Consider the following 10,155-nt stretch of genomic DNA (forward strand, 5'->3'; position numbering starts at 1 on the left):
GGTCGAGCTCGACCACCGTATCGAGGCCTGGCCTGCGACCCTTTCCGGCGGCGAGGCGCAACGGGCCTCGCTGGCCCGCGCCCTGGTCCGCGAGCCCGGCCTGCTGCTGCTCGACGAGCCCTTCGCCGCGGTGGACGCGCTCACGCGGCTGCGGATGCATGAGCTGGTGCTTTCGCTCTGGCGTCGCCATGCGCCCACCGTGCTGATGGTGACCCACGACGTCGACGAGGCGATCGCGCTGGCCGACCGCGTGCTGGTGCTGGAAGACGGCCGCATCGCCGCGGAAGAGCGCATCGAGCTGGAACGTCCGCGCGCCGTCGACGGCGACTTCCAGGCCGTCCGCTCCCGGCTGCTCGCCCGCCTGGGCGTGCGTCAGGGCCACCGCGCTCCGGCCGCATCCGCGCCGGCTGAACGCGCCGCCCTGTTCACCTTCCCGACCGGAGAGATCGTGGCGTGAATATTTCGCCGCCCCGGCGGCGCTGAGAGTCAAGCGTCGCAGCCTCCTGCCCGCGTCCGCCGAAGCCTTGCGCCCCAGGCCGACGCCGGGCCTTCGCGCGCCAAATACATCTTATGATGTAGTTCAATTGTAGAACCAGACATCGAACTTATTAGGTAAAGTCGTTTGCGATTTCTCCGACCAGGAGACGTTATCGTCTTCAGGTTTGAGTTTACGCCCGATGCAAGACACTGCGTTCGCACCACTGACCGCCATCTTACTGGCCACGACCGGGCGTCTCATTGCGCTTTCCAGAGGAGCGGTCGCCCCTGCCGTCGACGTCGGCTGCCCGGCCGACCGTCGCGACCGTCGCGACCGCGGAGGGTGATCATGGTCCCAGGTCTGACCAGGCTGCGCGGCTTCGTGACGGAGGTCGCGGCGCTGCTGCGCCGCACGGAGGACGAACCGGAGATCCTCGCCGAGGGCGGTCGGCTGCTGGCGGGCTTGGTGGCGCAGGACGACTGGCTGCCCGAGGCCTACGCGGAGCCGGACCCTGAACGCTATCGGCAGTATCTTCTCCACTGCGACAGCGCCCAGGCCTTCTCCCTTGTCAGCTTCGTGTGGGGACCGGGGCAGGCGACGCCGATCCACGACCACACCGTCTGGGGGCTGGTGGGTGTGCTGCGGGGCGCGGAGCTGTCGCAAGGGTTCGTGCGCACGGACCACGGCCTGCAAGCGAAGGGCGGGCCGCAGCGGCTGGAGGCCGGCCAGGTCGAGGCGGTCTCGCCGCGCATCGGCGACATCCACCGCGTCGCCAACGCCTATGACGACCGCGTCTCGATCAGCATCCACCTCTATGGCGCGAACATCGGCGCGGTTCAGCGCGCGACCTACGACGCGCAGGGGCGGCCGAAGCTCTTCGTCTCCGGGTACGCCAACGCCTTCACGCCCAACATCTGGGACGCTTCCTCGAAATCCGCATGACCCTCCAGACCACCACGCCCGCCCGCGTCCGCCTCGACCTGATCCTCGGCCGCGAGATCGCCTTGCTCGACCTTCGCGAGGAAGGTCCCTTTGCAGCCGATCACCCGCTGTTCGCCGCCAACCTGCCGCTCAGCCGGCTGGAGCTGGAGGCCTGGGACCGGATCCCCCGGCGCGACGTCAGGATCGTTCTCTACGACGCCGGCGAAGGCCTGGCCGCGACGGCGGCGGAACGGTTGGAGGCGCTCGGCTACGCCGATGTGACGGAGCTCGCCGGCGGCCTCGAAGGTTGGCGCCGCGCCGGCTACGAGCTGTTCCAGGACGTCAATTCGGCGAGCAAGGCGTTCGGCGAGCTGGTCGAGGCGCGCCGCCACACGCCCTCCACGCCCGCGCCGGAGGCCAAGCGGCTGATCGAGAGCGAGCCCAACCTGGTGGTGCTCGACGCACGGCGCTTCGAGGAGTACCAGACCATGAGCATCCCGCGCGGAGTGAGCGTGCCGGGCGCCGAGCTGGTGCTGCGCGCGCGGGAGCTGGCGCCGAATCCAGCGACCACCATCATCGTCAATTGCGCAGGCCGCACCCGCAGCATCATCGGCGCCCAGTCGCTGATCAACGCCGGCCTGCCCAATCCCGTGCTGGCGCTGCGCAACGGCGCCATCGGCTGGACCCTCGCCGGCCAGAGGCTTGAGCACGGCCGTGGCGAAAGGTTCCCGGAGGTCGCTCCCGAGCGCGAGGCTGAAGCCCGAGCGGCGGCGCGGCGCGTCGCCTACCGCGCGGGCGTGCGCCGCCTCGACCGGCCGAGCCTCGAGGCGCTGGTCCAGGACACGAGCCGCACCCTGTACCGCTTCGACGTCCGCACGCCGGAGGAGTACGCCGCCGGCCATCTGCCGGGCTTCCAAAGCGCGCCAGGCGGTCAGCTGGTGCAGGAGACCGATGTCTTCGCCCCGGTTCGCGGCGCGCGCATCGTCCTGGCCGACGAGCGCGGCGTGCGGGCCGACATGAGCGCCTCCTGGCTCGCCCAGATGGGCTGGGAGGTCTATGTCCTGGAAGGCGGCTTCGAAGCCGGCCTGATCGTCGGGCCGTGGAGGCCACGCCACCCGCAGCCGCCCGAAGCCCAAACCATCTCGCCGGTCGAACTCGCCGCAGAGCTCGACCGCAACGCCGCGACCCTGATCGATCTGGCCCCGAGCCCCGCGCACCGTCGGGGCCACATTCCCGGCGCCTGGTTCGCGGTGCGCAGCCGGCTGGCCAACGCTCTGGGCGTGCTCCCGGGGGGCCGGCCCTTCGTGCTCACGTCTCCGGACGGCGAGCTGGCGCGCTTCGCCGCCGCCGATCTCGAGGCGCTCAGCGGCCGCCCGCCGCGGGTGCTGGCGGGCGGAACGGACGCCTGGAAGACGGCCGGCCTGCCGATCGAGACCGGACTTCCCCACGCCGCCAGCGCCGATGACGACGTCTACCGCCGCCCCTACGAGGGAACCGACAATTCCAAGGCGGCCATGCAGGCCTACCTCGACTGGGAATTCGGCCTCGTCGAGCAACTGGAGCGCGACGGGACGCACGGCTTCTACGTAATCTGAGGAAACGCCAGGATGTCACTCACCCTCTATTTCGCCGCCGGGTCCTGTTCGCTGCCGGCGCTCGTAGGCCTCGAAGAGGCCAACGCCGATTTCGACGCCGTGCGGATGGTCTTGCCCGACGGCGACCAACGGCGCCCGGAATACCTGGCGATCAATCCGCGCGGACGCGTGCCGGCGCTGGTCGCCGACGGGGTCACGATCGCAGAGAACATCGCGGTCCTCACCGCCATCGCCCAGCGGTTCCCTGAGGCCCGGCTGTTGCCGCTGCAGGATCTTCTGCAGCTGGCGCGCGCCTACGAGCTGTTCGCCTGGTTCGCCAGCGGCGTGCACGTGGCCTTCGCCCAGGTGGCCCGGCCGGAGCGCTACACCTCGGATCGCTCGGCCTGGCCCGCCCTTGCGGCCGGCGGCCGGGCGAACATGCTGGCCGCCTATGCCGAGATCGACGCGCGGCTGGAGGACGGCCGCCCCTGGCTGCTCGGCCAGGACTTCAGCCTCGCCGACCCCTACGCCCATGTGTTCTTCCGCTGGGCGGGGCGGCTGGGGATCGACACGGCGGACTACCCCGCCTTCGCGGCCCACGCCAAGCGGCTGCAGGCCCGGCCGGCGGTGAAGCGCGCCCTCGCCCACGAGACTTCCGACCACACGCTCACGCCAGCCTGAGTCCGGAGACTCTTCAGGCCGGCTGATAGGCCGCTTGAGAACATCTCGCTCGCACGCGCAATTCCGACAGATACGATGGGATTTGAAACCTTCGAGCGGGAGGCGGCGATGCCTGTTGAATTCATTGGCCATATCGGATCGAACGGCGTGTCGGAGACGCGCCCGAACTCGGGACCCGTGATCGACGTCGGCTACGTCGAGGCGGTCGCCAAGGCGCACGAGAACGGCGGCTTCGACCGCGCCCTGGTCGCCTTCGGCTCCAGCTCGCCCGAGAGCCAGCTCATCGTCGCCCACGCCGGCCACATCACCGAACGGCTCGGCTTCATGATCGCCCACCGCCCGGGATTCACCGCCCCAACGCTCGCCGCACGACAACTGGCGACCCTCGACCAGTTCACCGGCGGGCGGATCGCCGTGCACATCATCACCGGCGGGGCCGACCAGGAGATGCGCCGCGACGGCGACCACCTCACCAAGGCCGAGCGCTACGCCCGCACCGACGAATACCTCGACGTGGTCCGGGAGGAGTGGACCAGCGAGACGCCGTTCGACTACCAGGGCCGGTACTACCAGGTGGAGCAGGCCTTCGCGGCCGTGAAGCCGGTGCAGAAACCGCACATCCCGATCTACTTCGGCGGCTCGTCCGACGAGGCGATCAACGTCGCCGGCAAGCACGCCGACGTCTATGCCCTCTGGGGCGAGAGCCAGACCCAGGTGCGCGAGATCGTCGCCCAAGTGCGCGCGGCCGCCGCCCGCAATGGCCGGCAGATCCGCTTTTCGATGTCGCTGCGGCCGGTGATCGCCGCCACCGAGGAGGCCGCCTGGAAGCGGGCGGACGAGATCGTCGCGCGGGTCCGCCAGCTGCGCGAGCAAGCCGGCCTGCCGACCAGCGGACACGCCCCGCCCAACGCCGGCTCCCAGCGGCTGCTGCAGACCGCCGCCCAGGGCGCCCGCCTCGACAAACGGCTCTGGACCGGCGTGGCCGCGCTGACCGGCGCCCAGGGCAATTCCACCGGCCTGGTGGGCACGCCGGAGCAGGTGGCCGAGGCCCTGCTCGACTACTACGAGCTCGGCATCAGCACCTTCCTGATCCGCGGCTTCGACCCGCTGGAGGATGCGGTGGCCTATGGCCGCCACCTCATTCCCCTGGTGCGCGAGCTGGTCGCCGAGCGCGACCTTCACCTCACGGCCGCGGTCGGCTGATCGCCGAGCCCTCCCCTTGCCGCTCGACGTCGCCGATGCGCCCGCCTCCACCGCCGCGCTTTGATTGAGCGTTACATGGACGGATCGATCTGGCCGAGCAGAGTCACGACGGCGATGAGCCCCAGCGCCAGGACCTGCTCGCCGGCCACAGTCCAAGCGAACGCACGGCGCGCCGCCACGGGATCGCGCGCCGCCAGCGGGGTGAGCCGCCAGCGATTGAGCGAGGCGAGCGCGAGCAAGGCCGCCACCAATGCCAGCTTCAGCCCGAAGGTTGCGAGATAGCTCACGCCCGGCGCGCCCCCGGCCAGCGCCATGACGGCGAAGGCGGTGATCATTCCGCTGGTGACCAGAAGAGCCACCGCCGCCAGGGAGACGCGGCCGAACCCGCGCAGCAGCGGCAAGGTGTCGGACCCGGCCTGGGGCAGCGTCAGGATGAGCGGCAGGAAACCGCCCAGCCACACGCCCGCGGCAAGCAGATGGATCGCCATCACGCCGATCCGCGCCACAGCCGGGAAGCCGCCCGGCCCGCCGGCGGCGTGGCCGACGAAGGCCAGGCTCGCCAGCAGCCCGGCCGAAAGCGCCGCCCTGACGCGCGCTGGGCGGCGCGGCGAAAGAGCCAGGCCGGTCAACGCAAGCCCAAACAGCGCCGCGACCGCGAGCGCCTGGCCGAAGCCTGTCTGACTGCAGAGCTGCGCCAGGACCGTCAGGGAAGGGAAGCCCTCCGCCCCGGCTATCTCGCGGCCGAGCGCGGCGAGCCAGGCGAGGGCCGCCAGCGTCGCGGCGAGCGGCGAAAGGACCCGTGCGGCCGCTCGCCCCGGGCGTCGCAACGAAGCCGGGGCGTAGAGGTCGAAACAGGCCTGGCCGAAGAGGCCGATGCCCACCGCCAGCAGGGTGAACCGGGCGACAAGCAACGGCCAGTCGAGCGTGTTGTTCACGGCTTCAGCTCGAAGTGAAAGGTCCCCTGGGTGGTGTGGCTGTCGGTCGAGACCACTCGCCAGCTCACGACATAGTCGCCCGGCGGGAGCGGTCGGCGCAGCGGCACGGCCAGAGTGCGGGCGCCGTCCTCGGACGTGACGGGGCCCGTGCCGCCGAAGCCGGGCGGCCCGGAAACAGTGACCTTCGAGAACGCCGGCTCGACCGCTTCGCTGAAGGTGACGCGGACCTCGCGCGGCGCGGCCGAGACGGTCGATCCCACCTGAGGCGCAGCGCTCTGCAGGAAGGCGTGAGCGAAGGCTGGGGCCGCCGCGAAGAGGATCGCGGCGGCGAGAGCTGGAGTTGCGGGACGCATGGCGTTGAGCCTCACCAGATCGGCTTTCCTAGGGAATGCGGGAAGAGGTCATCCAGGAACCAGTGGACCTGGAACAGGACGCCGACGCTGGAGCCGCTCTGGCGGTTCATGGGGATCTGCGCCTCGAGGCCGAACTGCATTCGCTTGCCCGACCAGAGCACGCCCGGATTGACCGTCCCGGTGGTGGTCTCGCCGAAGCCGTTGGCGACCGGCGTCGAGGCGGAGATTTCGACGAGCGGCGTCAGTTGGTTGACGAAGGCCGGCAGGCCCAGATCCTTCACCTGGCTCTGCAGGTAGCGCAGGCTGTACTCGAAGGCGACGCCCCATTCCAGGCTGCGGATGGTGGCCTGGCGGATCGGCGCGCAGCCGGCGCATGCGGGGTCCTCGGCCAGCTCGTGCCCCTGGACCGGGATGGCGTAGCCGAGCGTGCCGGTCACCGCCGCCGGCCGCAGCCAGTTCAGGCTCGCCGGCAGGTCGCCGAACCCCTTGCCGAAGTAGACGGTGGGGGTGACGGTCCCGATGGCCTCCGCGCCGACCTTGCCGGAGCCCGTGCCGCCCCATTCCCCGCTCACGCCGACCGAGACGATGGCCTCGTGCTCGGCGTTGGTGACGGCTTGGTACTTGAGCGTGGTTTCGAGGTTCTGGAAGCCGGTCGCGGCGCGCAGACCGGGCGTTTCGATCCGGGTCCAGTCCCCGCTGAAGGACACGCCCAGTTTGGAGGTCAGGCGTTTTGACCACTCGCCAGAGATGTCGGTCTCTCTGGCGGAAGGTTCGTCGCCGGTCTTGAGGCGCGAGACGGTGGGAAGGCTGAGCTCGTCGGCGTTGAAGGGGTCGTCGGTGGCGATGGTCGCCGGGAAGAAGCGGTCGCCGGCGATGCCGTGGGCGAGCGCGGGCGAGGCGAGGCCGGCCAAGCCGGCGAAGGCGGCGCCGCGCAGGGCGGCGCGCATGCAGATGCGCATGGAAAAATGGATCCTGAAGAAGCTCGAAAAGCTCCGCGCAACGAATGCGCGGATGGGCGAGGAGTTGGCTTCAGGCGGTGACGGGCGGCGCGCGCGCGGCCTGTGGACGACGCCAGCGCAGCGCGGTCCGCACCTGGTCGACGGGCAGCGGAGCGGCGGCCGTCCGCGGCGGGGCGGCCGGTGCGGCAAGAACGGCGACTTGCGGGGCCCTCTCGAGCGCGAGGCCGGCGAAGGCGCAGACCTCGTGGCTGTCCTCGCTGGCGCGGTCGTGGGAGCGCGGGTCGGCGGACCGCACATGATGCACGCCGTCGCCGGTGCAGATCACCAGCGGCGCGCTGGACCGTCCGTCGAGGTTCGGCATCCAGCCCGGCGGCGTCAGCAGGCGCAGGCTCACCGCGCAGAGCAGCGCGATGAGGAAGGCCAACCGCAAGGGCGCGGACCGCGTCATGGGGCGTTCCTTGCGGCAGAGCTGGGCCGTTGGCAAGGGGCGGCGCGGCGTGCCGCCGCTCGCACTCCGAGAGGTCGAGGACGCCCGCTCCCTACGTCACCCCGCCGGTTCGGCCAGCGCCGTCTTCACCGCGGCCAGGATCGGCTCCGCCTCGGTGCGCGCCAGCCAGTCCGGGGCGACGTCGACCAAGCGAAAGCGGCGGTCGGCGCCGATCACCAGGGCGGTCGGCTGCGGCAGCTCCCAGGTCCCCGTCCCCGTGGTCTTGCCGATGAAGGTCCCCCTCGCCTCGGCGGCGGCCCGCGTCGCGGCGTTGGCGGTGTAGAGGATCCCGAGCTCACGGCCGAGAACGTTGTCGTAATCCGTGGCGACCTGGAAGCTGAGGTCATGACGGCGCTTGATCTCCACCAGCCGCTCCGGAACCTGCGGACTGACGGCCACCAGCGGCGCGCCCAGGGCCTTGAGGCCGGGCGCCAGCGCGCGCTCGTAATAGGGCAGCGCGATGTTGCAGGCGGGACAGCCGGCGAAGCGGAAGAACACCAGCACCGCCGGACCCTCGGCCGTCAGGCCGCGCAGCGTCAGGGTCTCGCCGTCGACCTCCTTGAGCTCGAAGTCCGGGGCCAGGTCCCCGACCTTGGGCCAGAGCCCCGGGTCGGCCGCCTCGACCAGCTCACGCCGCTGGTCGACGTTCAGTTGCAGCTGCGCCGGCTCCCAAGTGCGCTCACGCTCGGCGTGCAGGTCGGCCAGCAATTGACGCAGGGATGGTTGGGACATGGTCAGTTCCTAGACCATTCGCCGCCGAAGTGGAGGCCGGTTCGGCGCAGCGAATGGTCTAACTTCAAGAACTTATGAGCGTTCGGCGGTTCATTCGAACCGCCGAACGCTCTAGGGGTTGGCCGGCGCCGCTGCGTCGTTGAAGCCGGTGTCGAAGCCCGCGCGGAGGTCCGGGCGGGCGGCGATGGCGCCGGTCTGCTGAAACTTCGCCAGGACGTCGGCCTCTTCGCGCAGGACCGCCTCATCGATCACCCGCGGGCCGCGGCTGTTGAGCTGGACGGTGCGAAGCGCGATATCGGGAGCGAGGCCGGTCTCCTTGGCCAAGGCCTGGGCGTATTCGGCCTGATGCGTCTGGCCCCAGCGCTCGGCGCGCGCTAGGCGCTTCAGATAGTCGTCGAGCAGCGCCCGCTTTTCAGCCAGCGCCGAGGCGCTGGCGACCTCGAAGGCGTAGCCGGTGAGCAGGCCGCGCCCGTCCGCCACCACCCGCGCGCCGTCCTTCTGCGCCAGTGGCAGATAGGGCGCCCAGGCGGACCAGGCGTCCACAGCCCCCGTTGAGAAGGCCGCCTTGGCGTCGGAGGGCGCCAGGAAGACGATGGTGACATCAGCCGGCTTGAGCCCGGCCTGCCCGAGCGCCCGCAGCAAGAGGTAGTGTCCGATCGAGCCGCGCCCGGTGGCGATGCGCCGCCCCTTGAGGTCCGCAAGGCTGCGGATCGGACTGCCGGCAGGAACCACGATGGCCGTCGAGACGCCGCCTTCCGGGGCGGCCGCGGCCTGCACCGCCTTGATCTTCGCCCCGCCCGCATAGGCGAATAGGAACGGTGCGTCGCCCACCAGGCCGACGTCGACCGCCCCGGCCGCCAGCGCCTCCAGCAGATGCTGCGCGGCGGGAAAGTCACTGAACTCCACCTTGTAAGGCGCGCCCTCGAGCGCGCCGGAGGCGAGCAGCAACGCCCGGTCCCCGCCCTTCTGGCTGCCCACCTTGAGCACCGCATGGCTGGCGTGCGGACCCTGGCCGCATCCGGTCAGCACCAGCGCCGCGACGGCCAGGCCCGCGGCCAAGGCGCGGCGGCGCTGCGATGCGGGGTTGGACGGCTGGCTTTGGCGGGCGGCGCGAAGCGTCATGTTCAACTCGCTCACTGGCGGCGGGAAGGCGGCGGCATCCGACAAGGGCACGAGGCGCCCGATGCCGCGCCCCCGATCGCGGGCTCGACGCGAAGGGGATGTCACGCGCCGGCCCCGAGCAAGGATCGACGTCGCCCCCGCGAGAAAGACTCGCGAGACGACGGACGCCGCCGCAACCGATGAAATGAAACACCGGACCTGATCGCCACTCAATTTATCTATACGAGCGATCAGTGAATACTAAATTGTCTCTCAAAATAGGTTGGATTTAACCGGTCAATATGCCCCGCAGCGATAGCGCTTAGCAGAGACGCTCATCCAGGAGCGCCAGCCTCACCGCGAGAACATACTATCAGAATTTTTAATATGTCGCGCCGCCGCCGCGGCCCGCAAAGCCGACCAAGCGCAAGTGTCATTTTTCTTCTTATACAACGACTAGATAGCGGGAATCCACGCCTCGACCAAGACCAACTGGATTTGCAACACAAATCCATAAATGCAGAAAATCTGAATCCCATCTTCGACGAAGCGCCGCCAACCCTCGTAACGCCTGGAAAGACCGGTCGTCCAGATCGGCGAACCATGTTCAGTAATCGGGGGCGTTCTACATGATCAGTCGTCGCGACATGCTGCGGCGCGCCGCGCGCCTTGGCGGCTACGCGGCGGGATTCCTGTCGCTGCAGGCGCTGGGCTTCCTGCCGACCCATGCG

The 10,155-nt window shown here is 70.2% G+C and carries 11 protein-coding genes; 5 read left to right on the forward strand and 6 right to left on the reverse strand.

Features of this window, described 5'->3' with window-relative positions:
• The 5 genes from VJS38_RS17690 to VJS38_RS17710 form a co-directional block, all read left to right on the forward strand.
• Positions 1 to 457 (forward strand): ATP-binding cassette domain-containing protein (locus VJS38_RS17690; protein ID WP_324089469.1); only part of this gene is annotated, 457 nt, incomplete at its 5' end.
• Between the two features lie 369 nt (positions 458 to 826).
• On the forward strand, positions 827 to 1,420 hold the full coding sequence (locus tag VJS38_RS17695; protein WP_324089470.1) for a cysteine dioxygenase: 594 nt from the start codon (positions 827 to 829) through the stop codon (positions 1,418 to 1,420).
• A complete protein-coding gene (locus VJS38_RS17700) occupies positions 1,417 to 2,994 on the forward strand; it encodes a rhodanese-like domain-containing protein (RefSeq protein ID WP_324089471.1) in 1,578 nt (525 codons plus the stop codon). The genes VJS38_RS17695 and VJS38_RS17700 overlap by 4 nt, the downstream gene beginning before the upstream one ends.
• 12 nt (positions 2,995 to 3,006) lie before the next feature.
• A complete protein-coding gene (locus VJS38_RS17705; RefSeq protein ID WP_324089472.1) occupies positions 3,007 to 3,654 on the forward strand; it encodes a glutathione S-transferase family protein in 648 nt (215 codons plus the stop codon).
• A gap of 147 nt (positions 3,655 to 3,801) precedes the next feature.
• Positions 3,802 to 4,857 carry an LLM class flavin-dependent oxidoreductase gene (locus VJS38_RS17710; protein WP_349254651.1) on the forward strand — a complete coding sequence of 352 codons (1,056 nt, stop codon included), beginning with the start codon at positions 3,802 to 3,804 and terminating at the stop codon, positions 4,855 to 4,857.
• A 71-nt stretch (positions 4,858 to 4,928) separates the two neighbouring features.
• Here VJS38_RS17710 and VJS38_RS17715 read toward each other — a convergent pair whose 3' ends face one another.
• The 6 genes from VJS38_RS17715 to VJS38_RS17740 form a co-directional block, all read right to left on the reverse strand.
• On the reverse strand, positions 4,929 to 5,792 hold the full coding sequence (locus tag VJS38_RS17715) for a CopD family protein (RefSeq protein WP_324089474.1): 864 nt from the start codon (positions 5,790 to 5,792) through the stop codon (positions 4,929 to 4,931).
• Positions 5,789 to 6,160 (reverse strand): copper resistance CopC family protein, encoded by a 372-nt coding sequence (locus VJS38_RS17720; RefSeq protein ID WP_324089475.1) that lies wholly within the window; start codon positions 6,158 to 6,160, stop codon positions 5,789 to 5,791. The genes VJS38_RS17715 and VJS38_RS17720 overlap by 4 nt, the downstream gene beginning before the upstream one ends.
• A complete protein-coding gene (locus tag VJS38_RS17725) occupies positions 6,157 to 7,104 on the reverse strand; it encodes a hypothetical protein (protein WP_324089476.1) in 948 nt (315 codons plus the stop codon). Before VJS38_RS17725 ends, VJS38_RS17720 begins: the two co-directional genes overlap by 4 nt.
• A gap of 70 nt (positions 7,105 to 7,174) precedes the next feature.
• Positions 7,175 to 7,552: a DUF2946 family protein gene (locus VJS38_RS17730; RefSeq protein WP_324089477.1), complete on the reverse strand. Its 378-nt coding sequence runs from the start codon at positions 7,550 to 7,552 to the stop codon at positions 7,175 to 7,177.
• A gap of 96 nt (positions 7,553 to 7,648) precedes the next feature.
• Positions 7,649 to 8,323, reverse strand: coding sequence for a peroxiredoxin-like family protein (locus VJS38_RS17735; RefSeq protein ID WP_324089478.1), 675 nt, complete (start codon positions 8,321 to 8,323; stop codon positions 7,649 to 7,651).
• 111 nt (positions 8,324 to 8,434) lie between these two features.
• Positions 8,435 to 9,445, reverse strand: a complete 1,011-nt coding sequence (locus VJS38_RS17740) for an ABC transporter substrate-binding protein (protein WP_324089479.1) — start codon at positions 9,443 to 9,445, stop codon at positions 8,435 to 8,437.
• Positions 9,446 to 10,155 lie beyond the last annotated feature (710 nt).

The organism is Phenylobacterium sp. (assembly GCF_035276905.1).
Taxonomy (GTDB): Bacteria; Pseudomonadota; Alphaproteobacteria; order Caulobacterales; family Caulobacteraceae; genus Phenylobacterium.

Coding starts and splice junctions, on each gene's coding strand:
- VJS38_RS17695 (WP_324089470.1), top strand. CDS start 827: ATGGTCCCAGGTCTGACCAGGCTGCGCGGCTTCGTGACGGAGGTCGCG.
- VJS38_RS17700 (WP_324089471.1), top strand. CDS start 1,417: ATGACCCTCCAGACCACCACGCCCGCCCGCGTCCGCCTCGACCTGATC.
- VJS38_RS17705 (WP_324089472.1), top strand. CDS start 3,007: ATGTCACTCACCCTCTATTTCGCCGCCGGGTCCTGTTCGCTGCCGGCG.
- VJS38_RS17725 (WP_324089476.1), bottom strand. CDS start 7,104: ATGCGCATCTGCATGCGCGCCGCCCTGCGCGGCGCCGCCTTCGCCGGC.
- VJS38_RS17730 (WP_324089477.1), bottom strand. CDS start 7,552: ATGACGCGGTCCGCGCCCTTGCGGTTGGCCTTCCTCATCGCGCTGCTC.
- VJS38_RS17735 (WP_324089478.1), bottom strand. CDS start 8,323: ATGTCCCAACCATCCCTGCGTCAATTGCTGGCCGACCTGCACGCCGAG.
- VJS38_RS17740 (WP_324089479.1), bottom strand. CDS start 9,445: ATGACGCTTCGCGCCGCCCGCCAAAGCCAGCCGTCCAACCCCGCATCG.